The sequence below is a fragment of the Pseudonocardia asaccharolytica DSM 44247 = NBRC 16224 genome (assembly GCF_000423625.1).
GTDB lineage: Bacteria > Actinomycetota > Actinomycetes > Mycobacteriales > Pseudonocardiaceae > Pseudonocardia > Pseudonocardia asaccharolytica.
This window is the reverse complement of the sequence record NZ_AUII01000010.1, coordinates 17,364-38,191: the sequence shown is the minus strand read 5'-3', so window position 1 is coordinate 38,191 and position 20,828 is coordinate 17,364. Positions and strand designations below refer to the sequence as shown.

Genomic DNA, 20,828 nt, shown 5'->3' with positions numbered 1-20,828 from the left:
GGCCGGATCTGGCGCGAACGACGCTACGCGGACTCGGGCAGCCCCCGGATCCGCTCGGTCTCCTTGGCGATCTCCCAGAGGGGGCACGGCCACACCGGCGACGCCTTCGTCGGGTACTGGCAGCCGCGGCAGTGTCCGGTCTCGTCGGCCGTGTGCTCGACGAGGATCCGGCTCAGGTCGGAGGGGGAGTACGTGAACGCCAGGATCTCCGCGATGCCGCGGATCTGGTCGGTCGGCTGCTTCGTGGCGCGCACGGCGTGCAGTCTGCCGGTGTCCGGCGCGCGGATGCAAGGTACGTCTGCACGTGCATTCAGGGGTGCGAGACCGCCGGGTGAAATCGCCGTTTGCGAGGCAGCCGAGAAACGAGATGGCCATCCCGTATTTCTGCTGATGGCACCGAGGATGGGGGCGGGACGCCATCGGATCTGCGGCGCCGCGGGACGTGACGGAAAGCACCTTGCAGGCGAACGTGCAGCTGCAAGCTGCTACTTTCGGCCCGCCATGACGCTACAGACTCCCAGCGAGGGGGATGATCGCATGCCGAATCAGGATCGCGACGACAGCTCTGCGGCACGACTTCATGGTGCTGTGTGGCGCAAGAGCAGCTTCAGCGGCCAGCACGCCTGCGTGGAGGTGGCGAACCTGGACGGCGGCGAGGTCGCGGTGCGCCACTCCCGTCATCCCGGCGGCCCGGCGCTGGTCTTCACTCCCGCCGAATGGACGGCGTTCGTGGCCGGAGTGCAGCACGGCGAGTTCGGTCCCCCCACGGATGGGTCCGCCCGCGGAACCGTCTGAGGGGCCAGCGGCTCCGCGCACTGTCCCCCCGGTGCGCGGAGCCTCCTCCGGCTCAGATCCCGGCGAGCGCCTTCGTCAGTAGCTGGCGGGACCGGTCGGGCGTCTCCGCGTCGACCGTCAGGCGGTCGAACGTCCGGCTGTACAGCTCGACCTCGTCCCGATTGTCGAGGTAGAGGGCGCCGCTGAGGTGCTCGATATAGACGACGTCGGGCAGCTCCGGCTCGGCGAACCGGAGGATCGTGAACGGGCCCTCCGCGGCATACCCGCTCAGCTGGTTCGGAACGATCTGAATCGTGACGTTGGGCAGCAGGGCCAGCTCCAGCAGGTGCTCGAGCTGCTCCTTGAGCGTGCGCGGTCCGCCGATCGGCCGGTACAGGACGGACTCGTCGAGCACCGCCCACAGCTTCGTCGGCGCGACGCCGGTCAGTATCTTCTGGCGCTTCATCCGCAGCGTGATCCGCCGTTCGGCGTCCGGCGGCGTGTACTCCGGCCGTCCCCGGGTGAGGATGGAACGCATGTATGCCTCTGTCTGCAGCAGACCCGGGACGAACTGCAGCTCGTAGTCCTGGATCCGCGTCGCCGACTCCTCCAGGCCCACGAAGCCCTGGAACCAGTTGGGCATCACGTCGTTGAACGGGCGCCACCAGCCGGGCTGGTTCGCCTGCCGGACCATGTCGAGGAAGGCCTCGCGCTCGTCGGCGTCGGTGACCCCGTAGGTGGTCAGCAGGTCGGCGACGTCCCGCTCCTTGAATGCGACCCGGCCGAGTTCGAGGCGGGAGACCTTCGAGTCCGAGGCGCGAATGACATATCCGGCGTCGGCCCGCGAGATGCCCGCCGCCTCGCGGAGGCGTCGCAGGTGAGAGCCGAGCGCAATGCGTCGGGCGGTCGATCCCCGAGTGGGCTCCTCCCCGGCAACGGCTGCCTCGGAGCGGCCACGCTCGGCCATATCGCTCCTCCCTGTTGACCATCCGACTCGATCCGCCGGTGAACCGTACACGGCAATCGTCGGCGGGGAACGTCCGTGCCCGACCATATCGAGTAGCGATGGCAATGATCGGACACCTGATCGAGTGATCGTGGAGGGCTGATCCGCTCGACCATCCGATGCGGACCTTTCCCCAGCTCAACCACGGTGAACAGGCCATTCGACGCCGCTGTGGCACAACGGAGAGGGGAGGGCCCGTATCCAAGCTGGACTGTGCGGCGTGCGATAGGTTGGCGACTCGCAGTCGCCAAAGGAGCAGCCCATGAGTGAAGCCCATCTGCCGTCAACTGCGATAGACCCCACCAAGCCGTCCATTGCCCGGGTGTACGACGCGAGCCTCGGCGGCAAGGACAACTACGAGGTCGACCGGCAGGTATGGGAGCAGATCAAAGCGGCGGCCCCGAACCAGGGGGCGGTCAGCCAGATGAACCGACGCTGGCTGGTCCGGGTGGTGCGCTACCTCGCCGAAGAGGTCGGCATCGACCAGTTCCTCGATCTGGGCAGCGGGCTGCCCACAGTGGAGAACACCCACCAGGTGGCGCAGTACCACAATCCCGAGGCGCGCGTGGTGTACGTCGACATCGACCCGATCTGCAACGCCCACGGACGGGCGCTGCTGGAGGAGAACGAGTACACCCACTTCGTCGAGGCCGACTTCACCCAGCCGGCCACCGTGCTGGAGGCTCCGGACGTCACCCGCTGGCTGGACTTCGACCGTCCGATGGTGCTGATGCAGTGCGGCACGCTGCATCACGTGCCCGACGAGGACGATCCCGCGGGCCTCATGCGGCCCTACCTCGACGCCCTGCCCGCGGGCTCGTTCGTGGCGATCACCCACTTCTGGGACCCGGGCGAGGAGAACGCCGAACTGCACGCGTTCGCGCGCAACCTCGAGGCGGGCCTGATGCATCTGGGCTCGGGCTGGTTCCGGCACCGCAGCGAGATCGCGGCGATGTTCGGCGATCTGGAGATGCTGCCCCCGGGGCTGACGGAGCTCGAAGAGTGGTGGCCCGCCGGACCGCCGGCGCGGGAACTGCACCCCGAGCAGCACCTGATCCTCGGCGGTGTCGGCCGCAAGCGGTAGTCGTCCGTCCCTCACCATCGGAAACGAGAGGCCACCCATGCAACCGAGTGACCAGCAGGCGGTCCACGACAAGCTCGTCGAGGTGCTCGCGGCGACCAGTTCGATGTATCTGGCCACCTCGGAGGACGACGTCTGGAACGCCGGGGCCTTCTACGCCGAGCTGGATCCGTTCACCCTGACGCTGGTTCTGGAGACGGGCGGTACCACGCTGCGCAACCTGCGCGGCAACCCGACGGCCGCGATCGTCATTGCGCCCAATGGCCCATTCCAGCCGTTTCTCCAGGGGCGAGTGCGGGCGACGGTGTGCGACACGGCCGGCAAGCAGGCCACGATCGAGGCGCTGCTCCGCAAGGATCCGCAGGTCAAACCGCTGGTGGAGGCCGGTCCGGTGGAAGCGGTCGAGCTGGCCGTCTCGCTGTGGCGGGTGACGGACATCAGCTCGGGATGGCTGCCGGGCAAGGAACTGACTCCCGCCACCGTCCCTGCCTAACCCCGGATCCACGGTCGAGCTGGTTGGTTGGCGGCGCCTGAAAGATCAAATGCCCCTTGAGCTGGAGGATGTCGGTTGTCGAGGCCGATCATGACTCCGAGCAGAGAGGCATCTGACGGGTTCGAGCATCTCACGCCCGCCGCGTCATGTCGGTGCGGTTCAACGAGCCGAATCTTGTGGTGCGACACCGAGTCGCTCACCGTGAGCGGGCTGCGTCGATCAGAGGACCGGTGATGCTGGTGACGTAGCTCCGGGCAAGTGCTCAAACGTCCGTCTCCTGCCCCGGCGCGCGTTGCAGGCTCCTGGTCTGCGGAGTGCGAAGCCCGGGGTCCGTGCCCAAGGAGCCCCTGTTCCATCCGGGGATCACCAGGCCAGGAAGAAGGCCGGGCGGGTGAACGTGAGTGAACCCTTGATGACGCCTCGTTATCGGACAGCCTCGGATGATGGGATGTGGACCGAGGCGATAGGACCTTGCCCTTGGCAGAGGGGGCGCATGGTGGTCGGAGGCACGAGACCGGCCACGAGAGCACCACGAGGTCTCGGGGTAAAGAGGGCACCCACTCCGGTCGTGACTCGAGTGAGTGGAAAGTGGAAACCCCGTCGTGATCCAGACGGACGTCGAAGCCATCGGCGCCGAGGTCTGCTAGGCCGATCGTAAGAGGGGCGGAACCCCTCGGCGGGACAGGATGCCCAAGAAGCGAATGCCGGTGGCCGAAAGGCACAGGAAATCCACGGACAGCGTGTGTCGGCAACCTCCGTCGACCGCCGTGGCATCACTGGCCGGATAGCAACCTGAAAATGGTTGGGACCGAGAGGGTGCCGACGTGGGCAGGTGACGCACGCACCACCCGGCACGCGGTACGACGACGCGTTCACCTGGCACGGCCAGTTCCGCGACGCCGGCGGCGGTCTCACCTTCCTCGGACTCTTCGCTGCCTGCCTGGCGACCCGCACAGTCTTCGCACGTCGCTGGGGCGTCGTCTGCGCGGTCGTCGTCGCGGTCGCTTGGATCGCCGCCAGCGCAATGGCGGTCGTTGCGTTCTCCGACGCCTCGACGTCTCTGCCCTGGGGCCTCGCCGAGCGCGTCGCCCTTTTCGCAGGCCTCGGATGGCTCATCGCCCTCGCGCTCCACCTGGCCAACACTGCCACTGGCATGAGAGAACCGTGATTGCCGACGATCACGACCACCGGTGCTGCCTCCGACCAGCAGCCCGGATCGTTGCTCGACGCCGCTGCGGCAACGGCACCCTCGCGATAGCGCTCGCCGCGCACGTGCCGTCCAGCTCACCCCTGCCTTCCGCCCGAGGCCCGCAACCCGCTCACCCCGCACACCTCGTCACGTATCTCCGCGCTCGCCACTCATGCGCGCGAGCATCCGCTGGCTGAGCACGACGTCGTGCGGCAACCGCCGGAGCTGGGCCGCATCGACGACGACGCCCTGCCGCTGGAGGATCTGCTGCAGGTAGGCCCAATGGTCGGCTTCCATGTCCTCCTGCGAGCGGCCGTCGAACGGCTCGTCCGGCCCGACCACCACACGCGCCGTCTCCTGAACGTCGTCCACGGTCTGCGCGGCCCAGATGTCGGGCATGTCATCGTCCCGGGCGGCGTCTTCGGCGGCGGTGCTCGCCCGGGTCAGCCGCGACAGGCCCCAACCTCGGTCGTTCAGCAGCACCACCCGGCCGCCGTCGGAAAGCTCCGCCTCGTGGCGGGCCGACACGGACATCTCCCTCAGGTCTGCTTCGTGGCCGTCGATGTCGACGAACGTCCCGAGGCAGGTCAGGACGGCCATGTGCTCCTCGTTCCCATCGAGCGCGTGGTGATCAGGCGGGCTGGTGGAAGCGGCGGTGCAGGTCGCGAACCTGCTCCGCGAGCCCAGGCGCCGGACCCTCGACGGCCACGCCCGGCGCGACGTCAGGGATCGGCAGCATCCGCACCGGGGGCGGCGGGACGCCGAGTGCCCGGAGCCAGGACGCGAGCTGCTCGGCAGAGCTCGCGTAGACAATCCGGCCGAGGCCCACCCAGGCGTGAGCGGCGGCACACATAGGGCAGTGTTCGCCGGACGTGTAGACGGTCGCCGCCGCGCGTTCGGCCGGGGTGAGATGGTCCGCTGCCCAGCGCGCGAGCGCGAACTCCGGGTGGCGGGTGTGGTCGCCCCCGGCGACCCGGTTGCGGTCCTCGGCGAGCACCCGGCCCTCGGCGCCGACCAACACCGAACCGAACGGCTCGTCACCCGCCGCCAGCGCCTCGGCGGCCAGTTCCACGCACCGCCGCAGGAGGTTCACGTCGCGATCGTCCACGAACCGATCCTGCCCGAGGGCCCCGACGACCGACGCGACGGCCTTGCCGTCGACCGGAAGCGTGGCGGGCGGCTCGATCGTGACACCCTCGTCGACGTGCGGATCGCTGTGGTCGAGGCCGGCGTCGTCGGGCTGTCGGTGACCGCCCAACTCCTTGCCCGCGGTGCCGAGGTGACCTGCTACGAGCGGTCCGCCGTGGTGATGGGCGAGCGGTCGGCCGGCTCGTCACGCATCTTCCGTCTCGCGCACGCGACACCCGGCCTCGTGCGGCTGGCGCAGCAGTCCCGGAACGGTTTCCGCGAGTGGGAGCTGGCCGCCGGCGTGCCGATGGTCGGCCCGCAGGGCTGTGCCGGGTCGGCCGGGCAACACCGTCGTGCACGAGCACGTCCACGCCGTGGAGGACACCGCGTCGGGCTCAGCCGGAGCGGGTCGGTGCTCGCGGTCTCCGGGAACAACCGGTTCAAGCTGGCGCCGCTGCTCGGCGAGGTGCTGGCGGAGGCGCGCGTGGAAGGCTCGACGCCCACGGTGGACGAGCTCGTCGCGACGCCGTCGAGCGCCTGACCGCCCAGGTGGCACCGTCGCCCGCCGACCGCCGCCGGAGACGACAACCGCCTGTGCCCGGTCCGCGGAACCGCTACCTTGGCCGCGGTGGACTCCGAGACGACTCGGCTGCTCCAGGCGACGGAGGCGGCCCGCGAGCGCGGTGACTGGCACACGGTGCACCGGCTGCTGCGTGATGCCTATGAGGGCGGAACGCGACTCCCGGCAGCGGCCCTCGCCCATCTCGGCCTGGCCGCGTGGTGGCTGGGTGAGGTCGGCGAGAGTCTCGAGATCGGTGAGGAGTGCCACCGCCGGTTCCTGGCCGAGGGCGACGAGGAGGCGGCGGCAGCCAACGCGGTGGACGTGGCGGTCACCTGGATCCTGCGCGGCGACGTCACGATCGGGTCCGGCTGGCTGGGTCGTGCCCGGCGGCTGCAGGAGGGACGTCCGCCCGGGCTCGCCCACGGACTCCTCCGGTACGTCGAGTGTCTGGGGATGCTGGGCGAGGCGGACATGGAGCGGGCGGCCGACGGCGGGCGGGAGCTGCAGCGGCTCGGCGCAGAACTCGGCGAGAGCACCCTGACCGCGCTGGGACTCGCGGTCGAGGGGGTCGCCGAGGTCCGCCTCGGCCACGTCGCCAACGGACTCAGCCTGCTCGACGAGGCGATGCTCCCGGTGGTCGCCGGGGACGTGCAACCGGAGTATGCCGGTGGGATCTACTGCGACATGATCGCGGTCTGCCACGACCTCGCCGACCCGCAACGTGCGCGGCACTGGACCGAGACCACCGAGCTCTGGTGTGCGCAGTTCTCCAGCGCGGCGATGTATCTGAGCATCTGCCGCGTCCGTCGGGTCCAGCTGCTCAACCTCGCCGGTGCGTGGAGCGAGGCCGAGCGCGAGGCGCTGCAGGTCTGCCTGGACGTCGAGGGAATCAACGCATCGGTGGTGGCGGAAGCTCACTGCCAGCTCGCCGAGATCCACCGGCTCCGCGGGGAACTGGATCAGGCGGCGCGCGCGCTCGAGCAGGTACGGGTACGCGGCGGGAACACCCAGCCCGAGGAGGCCCGGCTGGCGCTGGCCCGCGGCGCGGGCGACGAGGCAGTCGAGGGGCTGCGACTGGCTCTCGCCCGTAGCGGAGGCGACCGGTTGCACCGCGCGCCGCTCCTGCTCGCGCAGGCGGAGGTGGGGTATCGGACGAGCGACCCTTCGGCTGCGGCGGCCGCCCGGCTCGAGCTCGCGGAGATCAGCGCGAGCTTCCCCAGCCCCGGGATGAGGGCCTGGGCCGCGCACGCCCACGGCATGGCGCTGCTGGCGGCCGGGGACCACGAAGCCGCGCTGGCCCCGCTGCGCACGGCGGTCGGAGGCTACGAGGCGATGTCCGCGCCGTACGCCGCCGCTCAGGCGCGGCTGCTGCTCGCCGACTGCCTGCGCGACCTCGGGCACGACGAGAACGCCGACACCGAGGACCTGGTCGCCAGCCGGTCGCTGGCTGACCTCGGCGCCACGACGTCCGCGCGCCGAGCACCTCCCGGGGGGCTGACCAGGCGCGAGGCCGAAGTGCTGGGCCGGGTCACCGAGGGCGAGACCAACCGCCAGGTCGCCGCCGCGCTGCACATCAGCGAGAAGACCGTCGGACGCCACCTCTCGAACATCTACCTCAAGCTCGGCGTCGCCTCCCGCACCGCCGCGTCCGCCTGGGCCCACGATCACGGTGTCCGGGCGCCCCGGGCGAGTTCCTGACTACGGCATTCGCTGTATGTCGTGCCCCACATCGTGGCGCTTCTCCCGATGCCCGGCGCTGCCTGGCCTTCCTAGCGTGGCGGAGTCCGCAGCAGCGAGAGGAGCCGTCATGACCACCACTGACATCGCCCCCCGGACATCGATCGACCCGGCCGCGGCAGAGGAGTTCGCCGGCCGGGTGCTCACCATCTTCGACAACGCCGCGGCCGCACTGATGATCAGCATCGGCCACCAGACCGGGCTGTTCGACACCCTCACCGGGCTGCGCCCCGCCACCAGCCGCGACGTCGCTGACGCCGCCGGCCTGGACGAGCGCTACGTGCGCGAGTGGCTCAAGGCGATGACCACGGCCCGCGTCGTGGGGTACGACCCCGAGGCACAGACCTACCGCCTGCCGACCGAGCACGCCGTCTCGCTGAGCCGCGCCTCCGGGCCGAAGAACCTTGCCGTGCTCACCACCTTCATCTCCATGCTCGGCGAGGTCGAGCCCGCGATCGTCGAGTGCTTCCGTACCGGTGGCGGGCTGCCCTACTCCGCGTACCCGCGCTTCCACGAGACGATGGCGGGGGTCAGCGGCGCGGCCGTCGACGGCGCTCTCCTCGACGTGCTCCTGCCGCTCGCTCCGGGACTCGTCGACCGGCTGCGGCGTGGCATCGACGTCCTCGACGTCGGGTGCGGCCGCGGCCACGCGGTGAACCTGATGGCCGGCGCGTTCCCGGCCAGCAGGTTCATCGGCTACGACTTCTCCGAGGAGGCCATCGGCTGGGCTCGCGACGAGGCCGCCGAGCTCGGCCTGACGAACGCCGGGTTCGAGGTCGTCGACGTGGCCCGGATGCGCGACTCCGGGCGCTACGACCTGGTCACGGCGTTCGACGCCATCCACGACCAGGCCGACCCGGCCGGCGCACTGGCAGCCGCGTTCCGCGCGCTGCGATCCGGCGGCACGTTCCTCGCCGGCGACGTCAAGGCCTCGAGCAACCTGGAGGACAACCTGGGGATTCCGTGGGGGACCTACATCTACACCGTCTCGACGATGCACTGCATGAGCGTCTCCCTCGGCCTGGACGGGGCCGGCCTGGGTACCGGCTGGGGCCACCAGCTGGCCTCGTCGATGCTGGCCGGTGCCGGCTTCACCGACGTGAAGGTCAACGAGGTGGAGGCCGAGCCGTTCAACCTCTACTACGTCGCCCGAAAGCCCTGAACCGGACCATCGGGGGACGATCGGCGGATCGGCACCGTCGCCGGACAGCTCAGGAGTACGTGCGAACCGGCGGAGCCGTAGCGGGGGCTCGGGTCGGTGCCGATCCGCCTGGCGGCTGAGCCCGCCCGTGTCCCCCCGCCCGTGCCCCGCTGTGGATCAGAAGGTCCAGCGGGTTGCGCCGCCGGGCTCCTCGGACATCACGGCGTACGCCTCCTCGAGGCGACGTCGTAGCCGTGGATGGCGACGCCGAACGCGCAGCGGGGGTCGCGCTCGACGTTGCAGATCTTGCTGAACCGGGGCCACCGCAGAAGTAGTAGCGTCCGTCGATCCAGGAGGCACCGACCGCGGTCATGTGCGGACAGCCGTCGTGGTCGATCGTCGACAACCAGCAGGTGTGATGGCCGGGTCCGCCGGTCCCCGGTTCCTGGGTGAGGTTGGTCGCCAGCCGCCGGCGGACGGCGTCCCAGCCGAGCGGGGCGAGCGCGTAGAGGTCGGCCAGGTTCTTGGTGCTCGATCCGTTCGCAGACATGTCCTACCGACGGACTCGCGTGCCGGATCCATCGGTGCGGCGCGCCCACCGCGCTCCGCCGGACCGGTGCGCTGAGGTCGATGTCCTCGGACAGCCGGCCGTCGGAGACGACGCTGCGGATCTGCTCGGCGGCGCCCTACCTCCTCGCCGGTGGCCTGTTCGGGATCTTGTTGGTCGCCGCCGCCGCGCTGACGGCCGGTGCAGTGGTTGCCGGCATCGTCGTCTATGCGGCTCTCGCGGCGGCGCTGGCGGTGGCTTGGCTCGGCTGGCTCGTCTCCGTCGGCCTGCTGCGCGGTGGCGACCTCGGGGTCCGGGTACTGCGCCGGGCCGCGCCACCTGCCATCACCCGAGCTGCAATTACCGCAACCGGCTTCCCGCGCATCGTTGCCGGCAGTGCGGGGAGACCCATTACGCCATCCGTGCAGGCCGGCTCGGTGCGTTCATCCGCCGCTGTGGATGCGGCGCACAGCTGCCAACCACGGTGCTGGGGGCCGCGGCCCAGATGGTTGCCGTCTGCCAGAGGTGCGACCGTCCGTTGCTGGCGGGGCCGCGTGCTCACCGACATCGTCGTCCCGGTGTTCGGGCCGGCGTCGGCGGGCAAGACTCGCCTGGTCTTCGCCGGAAGGGTCACGTTGAACCAGCACATGAAGGCGATCGGCGGGGCCCTTCGGCCGATGGGGACTGAGAGCGAGGCGACGTTTCGACGTGCGGTCGACGTGATCGGCTCGCAGGTTCAGACCGCGAAGACCGATGCCGGGGCGCCTCCCGCGGGAATCACGGTCCGTCTCGCCCACGCCCACCGACCCTCGACGATGCGCAGAGGCTCGTGCTCGTGCTCGACCCGTTCTCGATTCCCGCCGTCGCCGACGAGCTCGTCGGCTCGCTGGCATCCCTGCTCGCGGCCGCCTCGCCCGCGCGGATGCACCCCGAGGAGTCCTATCAGGTCACGGTGAACCGGTTGCGGGCCCAGAAGGTGAAGCTCCACCGAAAGCCGCTCCCCGTTGCCGTGGTCAAGGCGACCTGCTCCTCGGCCTGCCTCCCGCTCGGGGGATCGGTCCGATCTCTCCGGCGCGACCGCTGCTCTGGATCATCGGGCGCAGCGGGATGCCGGAGTCCGCGCGGGTGTTGACGGGCGCGTCGTGAGGAGTTCGGGGCCGCCGCACTACACGGCCTTCCGCATCGTGCTGGTTGCGGTGCTCACCGTGCTGGTCAGGGCGTGATGTGGTGGGTGGTGCAAGCCGGATTCCTCGAGGGCCTGCTCGACGGGCTGGGGATTCCCTGATGATCATCGGCATCGGTGTCCCGACTTCCCGACGATGCGGGTGGATGTGGATCGGGCGCTGCCGGCAGATCTGTCGTGGGACGACGACGGTGACAGCGCCGTCCGCGACCATCGGGAACCGGCAGCGGACGCTACGCGGACTCGGGCAGCCCCCGGATCCGCTCGGTCTCCTTGGCGATCTCCCAGAGGGGGCACGGCCACACCGGCGACGCCTTCGTCGGGTACTGGCAGCCGCGGCAGTGTCCGGTCTCGTCGGCCGTGTGCTCGACGAGGATCCGGCTCAGGTCGGAGGGGGAGTACGTGAACGCCAGGATCTCCGCGATGCCGCGGATCTGGTCGGTCGGCTGCTTCGTGGCGCGCACGGGCCGCAGTCTGCCGGTCGCCGGCGAACCGATGCAAGGCAGGTCCCCACGCGCACCCCGGGGTGTGGCGACAGCAGGGTGGAACCACCGCTCGCGAGGCGGCCGGGAAGCGCGCTGACCACGGCGCATACCCGTTGGTCGAGCCGATGATCGGGCAAGTCGTCAGCAGATCCGCGATGCCGCATGGACGTGATGGAAACCACCCTGCAGGCCGGCGTGCGGTTGCGTACCGCTACCTTCGGGCCGCCAACTGCATCATGCTCACAGCGAGGGGATGAGCGCACACCGGACCGGGAGCGCGACGTCAACTCTGCGGCGCCGATCGCCGCGAGCGCCCGACCCGATCAAGAACCGATCAGGAGCGAGCGCCGCAAGAGCCCGGACTCGATCGCGGCGACCACCTCACGACGACGGGCGAGCCGATCCGCGACCAACCCGGGCGGTTCGACCGCGGCGAGATCGTCCGCGGCGTCCTCGACGTGGCGCAGCCACGCCCGCGCGGTCTCGAGATAGGCGGCGGTGACGTCGTGCTCCTCGACCTCGACGAACCCGGCCGAGCGCATCAGGTTCCGGTAGTTGCCGTGGCTGGTGACCGCGGGTGGGCCCGCCTCGGCGGCCCGGCGCCGGGCGGCCGGGGAGAGGCCGGGGGCGACGTGGATGGTGAAGAACGCGGTGCGCCCGCCCGGGCGCAGAACGCGGCGGCTGGCTCTCAGCACGGAGAGCTTGGCCGTCAGTCAACACAGCACATCGGCATGGCCGACCGCGTCGAAGGTCTCGGCGGCGAAGGGGAGGTGCTGGCCCGACGCCGCGACGACCGCACACCGCGCGTCGACTCCCTCCCGCGTCGCCCGCCGGTTCGCGATGGCGAGGCCGTCGACGGGCAGGTCGGTGAGCACCACCGCGCAACCGGTGCGGGCCGCAAGGTACAGGCCGGGCCATCCGCGGCCGCTGCCCAGCTCGAGCAGCCGCCGGCCCGGCCGCAGGTGGAGGTGACGGGCGAGCTCGTCGGCCTGGGTGCGGGTGGTGTAGCCGTCGGCGCCGAAATCGGCGCCGATGACTCGTCGTTCGATGCGATCGGTGACCGCGCCGCGCGGAAGCGGTGGCAGGCTCATCCCGGCGTCCCGGACGTGACGCGCGGGTGGGTTTCGTACATGCGTGCGGCGACCAGCAGCCCGGACGCGGCGGTCAGCGCGGCCACGACCCAGACCGCGGCCCGGAGGCCGAAGGCGTCAGCGAGCAGCCCCGCGGCCAGCGCGCCGACCGCGAACCCGCCGTCGCGCCAGAGCCGGTACACCCCGACCGAGCGGGCCCGCCACACCGGATGCGCGACATCGCCGATCGCCGCCAGCAGCGTCGGGTACACCATCGCGGTCCCGGCGCCCAGCAGCACCACGGCCGCCGCCCACACGCCGAACGTGTCACCGGCCGCGACCAGAGCCAGCGCCGCGCCCTGCAGGAGCATCCCGCCCGTGATCCAGGGTTTGCGGCCGGTCCGGTCCGACAGCGCCCCGGTGACCAGCTGCCCGAGCCCCCACACCGCCGGGTAGAGCGCGGCGAGCACCCCGATCCGGGCGACCGACAGGCCGGCCGCGGCGAACAGCACGGGGAACAGCCCCCAGGCCAGGCCGTCGTTGAGGTTGTTGACCATCCCGGCCTGGCTGGCCGCGGACAGCGCGGGCTCGTGGAAGCTGGTCTGGGTGAACACCTTCCGGTTGCTGAGCTCGGCATGCAAGTGGTCGTGGCGCCCGTCCGGGCGGGCGGTGTGGGAGGCGGCCTCGAGCCGGGCGTGTCCGCGGGTCTCGCGCACCGCCAGCGTGGACAGGCCCAGCCCGAGGGCGGCGAAGGCGATGCCGAGGTAGAAGGGTTCGGGGCGCAGCCCGTAGCGGGCGGCGAGGTAGCCGGTGGCCAGCGCGGTCGCGGCGACGGCGAGGTAGCCGGCGGCCTCGTTGAGCCCCATCGCCAGCCCGCGGCGTCTCGGGCCGACCAGGTCGATCTTCATGATGACGGTGGTGGACCAGGTCAGGCCCTGGTTGAGCCCCAGCAGCACGTTGGCCGCGATCACCCAGCCCCAGCTCGGCGCCCAGATCAGCAGCAACGGTACCGGCAGCCCGATCAGCCACCCGACGACCAGCACCGGTTTGCGGCCGAACCGGTCGCAGAGCGTCCCGGCGATGTAGTTGGTAGCGGCCTTGGTGGCCCCGAAGGCGACGATGAAGGTCAGCGCGGCGGTGTAGGCGGTGAGTCCGAACGCCCGGTCGGCCAGCAGCGGCAGCACCGTGCGTTCCTGCCCCAGCATCCCGCCGACCAGGGCGTTGACCGCAACGAGCAGGGTGAACTGGGCGAGGTTGGCGCGCAGCCCCAGCCGCAGACCGCCGGTCGCCTCGCTACTGCTCACGCGCCGGTCTCCAGCTCCCGCCCGCTGGCCCGGGACCAACCATCCGCGCCGTCGACCAGGACGGCGAGGTCGCGGTGGCCGGCCCGCTCGAGCAGGCTGGCCGCGCCGGCGGCGCGTTCCCCGTGCCCGCACATGACCACGGTGGGCACGTCGGGCACCCGGTCCGCGGCCGCTTCGAGGGCGCCGAGTTCGACGTGCCGAGCCCCGGGCAGATGCCCACCGAGGAACTCGGGATGCTGCCGGACGTCGAGCACGGCGCGATCCTCCATCCGGTCCGCGCCGACCAGCTCGGTGCGGGCCGTCGGCCGTCCGGCCGCCGTCCACGCGTCCATCCCGCCGGCAAGCTCTCCGGCGAGGCGTTCGTAACCGATCTTGACCGCCTGCCAGAAGACCTCCTCGGCGTCCTGGTCGGTGTCGCGCACGATCACCAGCGTGGCGTCGGCCGGGACGAGCCAGCCCAGCCAGGTGGCGAACTGGGGGCGCAAGGGGATCGACAGCGCGGCCGGGATGTGCGCGGCGGCCCAGTGCGGCACCGGACGGACGTCGATCACGAGCGCGCCGTCGGCCTGCAGCCTGCCGACCTCCGGCACCGGCAACGGGGCCAGCGGCCCGGCGTCGGCGGAAAGCACCCCGGGACCGCGCCGGTTGTGCTCGGCCAGGCGGCGGAAGTACGGGGGATAGCTGCCCAGCGAGCCGATCAGGGCGTCGATGAACGCGTCGGCGTCCGGGACCTGCAGCAGCGGGTTCGACGTGAGCTCCCGGCCGATCGTGGAGGTGCGTTGCGCCCCGGGCGGGGCCGAGCAGAACGAGCCCGCGCCGTGCGTGGGCCATACCGCGGTCTGGGCGGGCAGCGTCGCCAGCCGCCGCAACGAGCCGTACTGGGCGCGGGCGAGCTCCTCGGCCCGGTCGGCGCCGAGCAGGTCGGTGCGTGCCGCCGACCCGACGATCAGCGACCCGCCGGTGAACACCCCGCGCGGGACGCCGTCGTCGAGCAGCAGGAACGAGAGGTGCTCGTTGGTGTGCCCCGGCGTGGCCAGCGCGGCGAGCACCAGGCCGCCGAGGCCGACCTGCTCGCCGTCGACCAGCCCGCGGTGGGGGAACTCGCGGCGCCCGGCGGCCGAGGCGAGCACCTGTGCGCCGTCGTCGTGGGCCAGCTGCACGGCACCGGAGAGGAAGTCGGCGTGCAGGTGGGTGTCGGCGGCGAACCGGATCCGCAGCCCGTGCCGCTGGGTCGCGGCGCGGACGCCGCGCAGGTCCCGGGGCGGGTCCACCATGAGCGCGGCGCCGTCGCCGAGGTCCACGACGTAACTGGAGTTGCCCAGCCCCTCGTCCACGACCGGGATCACCTGCACGGATGGGGCGTTCATCAGCGTCACCTCCGTCTGCGGGCGAGGAAGGGGTAGCCGAAGACCTCGAAGGCACGGGCGTTGCCTTCGCCGAGGGCACCGCCGAAGGTATCCCACGCCGGTCCGATCCGAACGTCGGTGAACCCGCTCTGCTCGAGCATCGCCTGCCAGCCCGCACGGGGCAGCCCGCCGGCAATTCAACCGGTCCACAGGTCGATGTTGCGCATGGCCTCCACCGGGACCGGCCGACCGTTGGCGATATCGGCGAACTGCAGCCACCCACCGGGCCGCAGCACGCGGTGGACCTCGGCGAACACCGCCGCCTTGTCCGGGCACAGGTTGAACACCCCGTTGGAGATCACGACGTTGGCCCAGCCGTCGGGCACCGGAAGAGACTCGGCCAGGCCCACGCGGAACTCCACCTGCGCGAGGCCGAGCTGTTCCGCGGTCCGACGCGCCTTGACCAGCATCTCCTCGGTCATGTCGACCCCGACCACCCGGCCGTCCGGGCCCACCTGTCCGGCCGCAATGAAACTGTCGAAGCCCGCACCGGAGCCGATGTCGACCACCCGCTCCCCGAGCTGCAGCGGCCGCAGCGCTAACGGGTTGCCCACCCCGGCGAACGACTCCACCGCCGCGTCGGGCAGCGCCTCCGCGTCGGCGTAGCCGAGCCGGGCGGCCAACCCGCGTCCGGTGTGGAAGTGGTAGGTGCCGTCCGGTTCCGTCGCGACGGCGCGGTATTTCTCCCGGACCTGCGCGCGCAGGACGTCGGCATCGACCAGCACCTCGTGCATTGATGGGCCTTCCCTCGGTGCTCAGTAGCTGAAGACGGTGGCCGCCTCGCCGCCGATCCAGTCGAACAGCGGGGCGGTCCCGGCGATCTCGGCGTACCCGACCAGCGCGGTGTCGTCCAGCCTGCGCGCGTTGAAGCAGATCGGGCACACCAGCAGCCGCCCGTGTGCGGTGGCGAACCGCTCGGCCAGCCCGGGCAGCGGTGGGCATCCCTCGCAGGCCACCCCGATGATGCCGTCCTTCAGTCCGAGCCGCACCGCCTCCTTCGTCAGGAAGATCCGGACCGGCTGTCCACGCTCGGCCGCAGCGGTGGCGACGAGGAACGCGACGGTGACGCGTTCGGCGTCCTCCAGGCCCGTGGCGAGATTCACGATCACCTTGTCGCTCATGCCGTCCTCCGGCGGGTGAGAAGCGGCCACGCCGCCTACTTTTCAAGTAGATGCTTGAGGATCTGCTCCGAGCGGCCTCTTGTCAAGTATTCATATGAACTTGACAGAAGAGGTGGTGCGCGCGAGCATCGACCAATGGGCGATCGCGCGGCGAAGGACGCGCTGTTCTCGGCATTCGCCGAGGTGGCGGGGGCGCTGGGGTCGGGCCGCCGGGCCGAGATCGTCGACCTGCTGGCCCAGGGCGAACGCCCGGTCGAACAGGTCGCCGAGCAGATCGGACAGAGCGTCGCCAACACCTCGCACCACCTGCGCACGCTCGCCAGGGCCGGCCTGGTGCGCACGCGGCGCGACGGGACCCGCATCTACTACGCGCTCGCCGGCGAGCGCGTGCAGGAGCTGTGGGCGGCGGTGCGTGCGGTCGCCGAGCAGCATTCCGCCGGCCTCGACCGGCTCGCCCGGGCCTACCTCGGGGACCGCAGCGAGCTCGAGGCGGTCGACCGCGCGACGCTGGTCGAGCGGATGCGCCGCGGCGAGGTGCTGGTGCTGGACGTCCGTCCGGCCGCGGAGTACGCCGCCGGTCACATCGCCGGCGCTCGATCGGTGCCCCTCACCGAGCTTCGCCGGCGGCTGCGCACGCTGCCCGACGACACCGAGATCGTCGCCTACTGCCGCGGCCCGTACTGCGTCTACGCCGACGAGGCGGTCCGCGAGCTGCGTGAGCATGGCCTGCGCGCGGCGCGGCTGGAGGACGGCTTCCCGGAGTGGAAGCGCCACGGCCTGCCGGTCGCGGTGGGCGCCGCCTGACGTCGCTTGCCCCCCATCTCACCGATTGATATGAAGAAACATATCAATCGGTGAGCGAACGGGAGGTCTCATGACCCGGGTGCTGCGGGATCCGAAGAGCGACGTGACGCTCGAGTATCAGCCGGGCTTCGGCAACCACCACGTCACCGAGGCGGTGGCCGGGGCGCTGCCGGTGGGCCGCAACTCCCCACAGCGGGCCCCGATGGGGCTCTACGCCGAGCAGATCAGCGGGAGCGCGTTCACCCAGGTCCGCGGGGTCAACCGGCGCAGCTGGGTCTACCGCATCCGTCCCTCCGCCGCGCACCCCGAGTTCCGCCGGATCGACAACGGCGAGCTCCGGTCGGCGCCGTTCAACGAGACGGTGCCGTCGCCGAACCGGCTGCGCTGGGGCGCGCTCCCGCTGCCCGAGGAGCCGACCGACTTCGTCGACGGCCTGTTCACCGTCGCAGGCAACGGCGACACGATGACCCACGCGGGCATCGGCGTGCACCTGTACCGGGCGAACCGGAGCATGGTCGAACGTTACTTCGTCGACGCCGACGGCGAGCTGCTGCTGGTCCCGCAGCTCGGTCGGCTGCTGGTGCACACCGAGTTCGGCCGCCTCGGCATCGGCCCGACCGAGATCGCGGTGGTGCCCAGGGGCATCCGGTTCCGCGTCGAGCTGCTCGACGCCGCCGCCCGCGGCTACCTCTGCGAGAACTACGGAGCGCCGTTCCGGCTGCCCGAGCGCGGCCCGATCGGGGCTAACGGGCTGGCGAACGAACGCGATTTCCTTGCCCCGCAGGCGGCCTACGAGGACCTGGAGGCACCGGTCCAGGTCGTGCAGAAGTTCGGCGGCAACCTCTGGGCCGCCGACTACGACCGCTCCCCGCTGGACGTCGTCGCCTGGCACGGGAACTACGCGCCCTACAAGTACGACCTGACGCGGTTCAACACCATCGGGACGATCAGCTTCGACCACCCGGACCCGTCGATCTTCACGGTCCTCACTTCGCCGACCGAGACACCGGGGCTGGCCAACGCCGACTTCGTGATCTTCCCGCCGCGCTGGCTGGTCGGCGAGGACACCTTCCGGCCGCCGTGGTTCCACCGCAACGTGATGAGCGAGTTCATGGGTCTGGTGCACGGGGTCTACGACGCGAAGGCGGAGGGTTTCGTGCCGGGTGGGGCGAGCCTGCACAACACGTTCACCTCGCACGGACCCGACGCCGAGACATTCGCGCGGGCGAGCACCGCCGAGCTGGCCCCGCAGAAGATCGACGACACGCTGGCGTTCATGTTCGAGAGCCGCTGGGCGCTCGTGCCGACCCGCCGCGCCCTGGACGCCGGACACCGGCAACCGGACTACGACGCCGTCTGGAGCGGCCTCGGCCGTCAGTTCCCGCGCCGATGACCGCTCCGGAGTCGAGCATCACCGCGATGCTCAGCCCGCTCCCGTCGCCGGTCTCGGGACGGCTGCCGGTCTGGTACCAGGTCAGCCAGAGCCTGCGGGCCTACATCGTGCATCGCAGCACCGGCGAGCCGACGCGGTTGCCCACGGAGGCGGCGCTGGCCCGCTACTACGGCGTCAGTGTGGCGACGGTGCGCCAGGCGCTGTCCACCCTGGAGGCTGAGGGCCTCGTCTCGCGGCACCGCCGTCGGGGCACCTTCATCAACCCGCGGGCGTACGAACCGCGGCCGCTGCGGTTCCTCGGGACGGCCGACACGGTGGTGGCCCAGCAGGTCAGCGAGGAGTCGCGGCTGCTCAGCCGCGGCACGGGACCGGCCCCGGCCGTATTCGCTGCGTCCTTCGGTGACGACGCCGAGGTCGCGGTGTTCCGGCGGTTGCGCTACGAGAGCGGGGAGCCGAGCAGCTACGCGGAGAACTTCGTCCCGCTCCACGTCGCCGAGCGCATCGCCGACGACGACCTTGCCTCCGCCCCGATGACGATGGTGTTGCGCGACCGGGCCGGTCTGGAGCTGGGGCGGATCGAGAACATCCTCGAAGCCCAGCGCTCGACGCCCCATCTGGCCGATCTGCTGGGGACCGAGCCCGATGAGCCCATCCTGCTCTCGACCAACCTCACCTTCGACACCGATGGCCGGGTCGTGGACGCCGCGCTGATCCACTACCGCGGCGACCGGTTCCGCTTCGCGCTCTCGCTCGATCTCGCCTGATCGATCCGGTCGGCGCGGACCGCGGTGATCTGCTCGTCGGACAGCCGCCGCATGCGGGTGAACAGCTCGAGGAACAGGCGCAGCTGTTCGTCGTCGTAGCCGGCGAGCAGCTCCGCCCATCCGGCGGCGACCGATTCGTACCGGCCTCCGATCTCGCCGAGCCGCTCGGGCACCGCCGCGACGCGCACCCGGCGCCGGTCGCGCGGGTCGGGTTCGCGCCGGACGAACCCGGCCCGGTCCAGCCGGTCGACGACGCGGGTGATGCCGCCGGTGGTCAGTCCGGTGCGGGTCGCGAGCTCGCCCGCGGTGACGGCGCCCGTCTCCTGGAGCACCGCCAGGCACTGCAGGTCCGTGGCGCCCAGCCCGACCTGGGCGGCGACCGCCTGGTGGAACAACACCCCACGGGCGATGACCTGCCGGACCACGCGCTGGATGTCGGCGAGCAGCTGAACGCGCTCCGGCGCTTCTCTTGACACGGATTCCCTTCCCCGCGCAGTATCTGACAAAGGAAGATACTTCCGTCGTCAGTGAGATTCTAGGGAGGGGGAGGACGCCGTGCGAAGCGACATCCTGGACGAGCGGGAACGGACGCAGCCCGGTCGCGGCGGGTTGCTGGCGGCGACGATCGGTGCGCCGGTCTCGGTCCTGGCCTGGATCGTCGACGGGGCCACCCGGCCGGGATACGACGCGTGGCGCCACCAGATCAGCCATCTCGCGCTGGGGGAGCGCGGGTGGCTGGGGGCGGCCGGGATCGCGCTGGCCGGCCTGGCGGTGCTGGCCGGGGCCGCGGGCCTGCGGCGCGCGCCCGCGGTCGGTCCGTGGGCGCCCCGGCTGCTCGCGCTCGCCGGCGCCGCGCTGCTGGTCGCCGCGGCGTTCCCGATCGATCCCGGCCAGGGCTACCCGCCGGCGGCCGCGCCCGTCCGGAGCTGGCACGGGACGGTGCACGACCTCGCCGGGCCGGCGGTGTTCGCCGGGCTGACCGCCGCCGCGGCCGCGGCCACCCGCCGGCTGCGGGCGGCCGGTCGGCCGGGCTGGTCGCGGGTCTCGGCCGCGGTCGCGGTCGTCGTCCCGGTGAGCTGGCTGCTCGGCGCCGTCCTCACCGGCCTGGACTACGCGGCGATCTGGCCCGCCCCGCCGTCCGGGTTGTGCGAACGCATCGCGCTGGCCACCGGCCTGCTGTGGGTGGCGGCCCTCTGCGGCCGGGCCCGCGGCGACGGATCCGATCAGGCCGCGTAGTAGTCGTTGCCCCGGGAGAACTCCACGAACGTGCAGGGCTCGTCGCCCACGGTCCACGCATCGTGGCCCGGCGGGAGCAGCATCACCTGGCCCGCGGAGAAATCCTCCTCGCTCCCGTCGTCCATCACGACGCGCAGCGTCCCGGACAGCACGAGCGCGACGTGCGGCAGCTCGCAGCTGTCCGTGCCGGCGTAGTCCTTGAGATCCACCGACCATCGCGCGCCGACATCGAATGTCACGCGGGTGACGTCGACGCCGTCGAGCTGCGCCGTACGTTTGCTGATCTTGCCGTGTACCTCGGGCGTGATCTCGTCGATCGACGCCTTCTGCATCGCGGGGTTGTACGTCGGCATATGACCTCCGCTGGATAGGAGCCGAACCACGACGCTAGTCGTCCGAGGGCC

Annotated in this window: 25 protein-coding genes; 11 read left to right on the top strand and 14 right to left on the bottom strand. The window is 71.4% G+C overall.

The genetic code is table 11. The annotated features are described in order from the left end of the window. Positions 1–23 precede the first annotated feature (23 nt). Positions 24–254: a hypothetical protein gene (locus G567_RS28570; RefSeq protein ID WP_037057075.1), complete on the bottom strand. Its 231-nt coding sequence runs from the start codon at positions 252–254 to the stop codon at positions 24–26. A gap of 283 nt (positions 255–537) precedes the next feature. Between G567_RS28570 and G567_RS0113030 the strand changes: the two genes are divergently transcribed. After that, positions 538–795: a DUF397 domain-containing protein gene (locus tag G567_RS0113030; RefSeq protein ID WP_028930347.1), complete on the top strand. Its 258-nt coding sequence runs from the start codon at positions 538–540 to the stop codon at positions 793–795. A 52-nt stretch (positions 796–847) separates the two neighbouring features. On the opposite strand, the gene G567_RS0113025 is transcribed toward G567_RS0113030, so the two are convergent. Continuing rightward, positions 848–1,741: a helix-turn-helix domain-containing protein gene (locus G567_RS0113025; RefSeq protein WP_028930346.1), complete on the bottom strand. Its 894-nt coding sequence runs from the start codon at positions 1,739–1,741 to the stop codon at positions 848–850. 301 nt (positions 1,742–2,042) lie between these two features. Here G567_RS0113025 and G567_RS0113020 point away from each other — a divergent pair, with 301 nt between their 5' ends. The 3 genes from G567_RS0113020 (at position 2,043) to G567_RS0113010 (ending at position 4,522) form a co-directional block, all read left to right on the top strand. After that, positions 2,043–2,864, top strand: a complete 822-nt coding sequence (locus G567_RS0113020) for an SAM-dependent methyltransferase (RefSeq protein WP_028930345.1) — start codon at positions 2,043–2,045, stop codon at positions 2,862–2,864. Between the two features lie 37 nt (positions 2,865–2,901). Next, positions 2,902–3,354 carry a hypothetical protein gene (locus G567_RS0113015; RefSeq protein ID WP_028930344.1) on the top strand — a complete coding sequence of 151 codons (453 nt, stop codon included), beginning with the start codon at positions 2,902–2,904 and terminating at the stop codon, positions 3,352–3,354. Between the two features lie 832 nt (positions 3,355–4,186). After that, complete coding sequence (locus G567_RS0113010) at positions 4,187–4,522, top strand: DUF998 domain-containing protein (RefSeq protein WP_028930343.1); 336 nt, start codon at positions 4,187–4,189, stop codon at positions 4,520–4,522. Positions 4,523–4,690: 168 nt separating this feature from the next. Here G567_RS0113010 and G567_RS0113005 read toward each other — a convergent pair whose 3' ends face one another. Together G567_RS0113005 and G567_RS0113000 are read right to left on the bottom strand one after the other, a co-directional pair. Beyond that, entirely contained in the window at positions 4,691–5,143 is a 453-nt protein-coding gene (locus G567_RS0113005; protein ID WP_028930342.1) for a hypothetical protein, read from the bottom strand. Positions 5,144–5,174: 31 nt separating this feature from the next. After that, positions 5,175–5,651 (bottom strand): nucleoside deaminase, encoded by a 477-nt coding sequence (locus G567_RS0113000; protein WP_028930341.1) that lies wholly within the window; start codon positions 5,649–5,651, stop codon positions 5,175–5,177. A gap of 96 nt (positions 5,652–5,747) precedes the next feature. On the opposite strand from G567_RS0113000, the gene G567_RS0112995 reads away from it, so the two are divergent. The 3 genes from G567_RS0112995 (at position 5,748) to G567_RS0112985 (ending at position 9,132) form a co-directional block, all read left to right on the top strand. After that, the gene (locus G567_RS0112995; RefSeq protein ID WP_147201328.1) at positions 5,748–6,212 is read left to right on the top strand and encodes an FAD-dependent oxidoreductase; all 465 of its coding nucleotides are present in this window, start codon (positions 5,748–5,750) and stop codon (positions 6,210–6,212) included. 87 nt (positions 6,213–6,299) lie between these two features. Next, positions 6,300–7,931 carry a LuxR C-terminal-related transcriptional regulator gene (locus G567_RS0112990; RefSeq protein WP_037057129.1) on the top strand — a complete coding sequence of 544 codons (1,632 nt, stop codon included), beginning with the start codon at positions 6,300–6,302 and terminating at the stop codon, positions 7,929–7,931. A gap of 109 nt (positions 7,932–8,040) precedes the next feature. Continuing rightward, positions 8,041–9,132 (top strand): class I SAM-dependent methyltransferase, encoded by a 1,092-nt coding sequence (locus G567_RS0112985; protein WP_037057078.1) that lies wholly within the window; start codon positions 8,041–8,043, stop codon positions 9,130–9,132. A 1,942-nt stretch (positions 9,133–11,074) separates the two neighbouring features. Here the strand turns inward: G567_RS0112985 and G567_RS28555 are convergent. From G567_RS28555 to G567_RS0112940, 8 genes are all read right to left on the bottom strand, one after another. Then, positions 11,075–11,305, bottom strand: a complete 231-nt coding sequence (locus G567_RS28555; protein WP_037057075.1) for a hypothetical protein — start codon at positions 11,303–11,305, stop codon at positions 11,075–11,077. 344 nt (positions 11,306–11,649) lie between these two features. Continuing rightward, on the bottom strand, positions 11,650–12,021 hold the full coding sequence (locus tag G567_RS0112970; protein WP_028930336.1) for a hypothetical protein: 372 nt from the start codon (positions 12,019–12,021) through the stop codon (positions 11,650–11,652). Between the two features lie 18 nt (positions 12,022–12,039). Continuing rightward, entirely contained in the window at positions 12,040–12,417 is a 378-nt protein-coding gene (locus G567_RS28550; RefSeq protein ID WP_028930335.1) for an SAM-dependent methyltransferase, read from the bottom strand. Continuing rightward, entirely contained in the window at positions 12,414–13,700 is a 1,287-nt protein-coding gene (locus G567_RS0112960) for an MFS transporter (RefSeq protein ID WP_028930334.1), read from the bottom strand. The genes G567_RS28550 and G567_RS0112960 overlap by 4 nt, the downstream gene beginning before the upstream one ends. Next, positions 13,697–15,067, bottom strand: coding sequence for an MBL fold metallo-hydrolase (locus G567_RS0112955; protein ID WP_028930333.1), 1,371 nt, complete (start codon positions 15,065–15,067; stop codon positions 13,697–13,699). The genes G567_RS0112960 and G567_RS0112955 overlap by 4 nt, the downstream gene beginning before the upstream one ends. Before the next feature lie 5 nt (positions 15,068–15,072). After that, the gene (locus G567_RS37345; RefSeq protein ID WP_261763873.1) at positions 15,073–15,207 is read right to left on the bottom strand and encodes a hypothetical protein; all 135 of its coding nucleotides are present in this window, start codon (positions 15,205–15,207) and stop codon (positions 15,073–15,075) included. 36 nt (positions 15,208–15,243) lie between these two features. Further along, positions 15,244–15,840, bottom strand: coding sequence for a methyltransferase domain-containing protein (locus tag G567_RS0112945; protein ID WP_028930332.1), 597 nt, complete (start codon positions 15,838–15,840; stop codon positions 15,244–15,246). Between the two features lie 21 nt (positions 15,841–15,861). Next, on the bottom strand, positions 15,862–16,227 hold the full coding sequence (locus tag G567_RS0112940; RefSeq protein WP_028930331.1) for a DsrE family protein: 366 nt from the start codon (positions 16,225–16,227) through the stop codon (positions 15,862–15,864). A 135-nt stretch (positions 16,228–16,362) separates the two neighbouring features. On the opposite strand from G567_RS0112940, the gene G567_RS0112935 reads away from it, so the two are divergent. The 3 genes from G567_RS0112935 to G567_RS0112925 all read left to right on the top strand — a co-directional run bounded on the left by G567_RS0112935 (position 16,363) and on the right by G567_RS0112925 (position 19,188). After that, on the top strand, positions 16,363–17,031 hold the full coding sequence (locus G567_RS0112935) for an ArsR/SmtB family transcription factor (protein ID WP_028930330.1): 669 nt from the start codon (positions 16,363–16,365) through the stop codon (positions 17,029–17,031). A 70-nt stretch (positions 17,032–17,101) separates the two neighbouring features. After that, positions 17,102–18,424: a homogentisate 1,2-dioxygenase gene (gene hmgA / locus G567_RS0112930; protein ID WP_028930329.1), complete on the top strand. Its 1,323-nt coding sequence runs from the start codon at positions 17,102–17,104 to the stop codon at positions 18,422–18,424. Between the two features lie 26 nt (positions 18,425–18,450). Next, a complete protein-coding gene (locus G567_RS0112925) occupies positions 18,451–19,188 on the top strand; it encodes a GntR family transcriptional regulator (RefSeq protein WP_028930328.1) in 738 nt (245 codons plus the stop codon). On the opposite strand, the gene G567_RS28545 is transcribed toward G567_RS0112925, so the two are convergent. Continuing rightward, complete coding sequence (locus G567_RS28545) at positions 19,140–19,664, bottom strand: MarR family transcriptional regulator (protein WP_037057073.1); 525 nt, start codon at positions 19,662–19,664, stop codon at positions 19,140–19,142. The two genes, G567_RS0112925 and G567_RS28545, sit on opposite strands and share 49 nt — an antisense overlap. A 79-nt stretch (positions 19,665–19,743) precedes the next feature. Here G567_RS28545 and G567_RS28540 point away from each other — a divergent pair, with 79 nt between their 5' ends. Next, positions 19,744–20,424 (top strand): DUF998 domain-containing protein, encoded by a 681-nt coding sequence (locus tag G567_RS28540; RefSeq protein WP_051232919.1) that lies wholly within the window; start codon positions 19,744–19,746, stop codon positions 20,422–20,424. On the opposite strand, the gene G567_RS0112910 is transcribed toward G567_RS28540, so the two are convergent. Then, a complete protein-coding gene (locus G567_RS0112910; protein ID WP_028930327.1) occupies positions 20,412–20,777 on the bottom strand; it encodes a cupin domain-containing protein in 366 nt (121 codons plus the stop codon). The two genes, G567_RS28540 and G567_RS0112910, sit on opposite strands and share 13 nt — an antisense overlap. Positions 20,778–20,828: the final 51 nt, after the last annotated feature.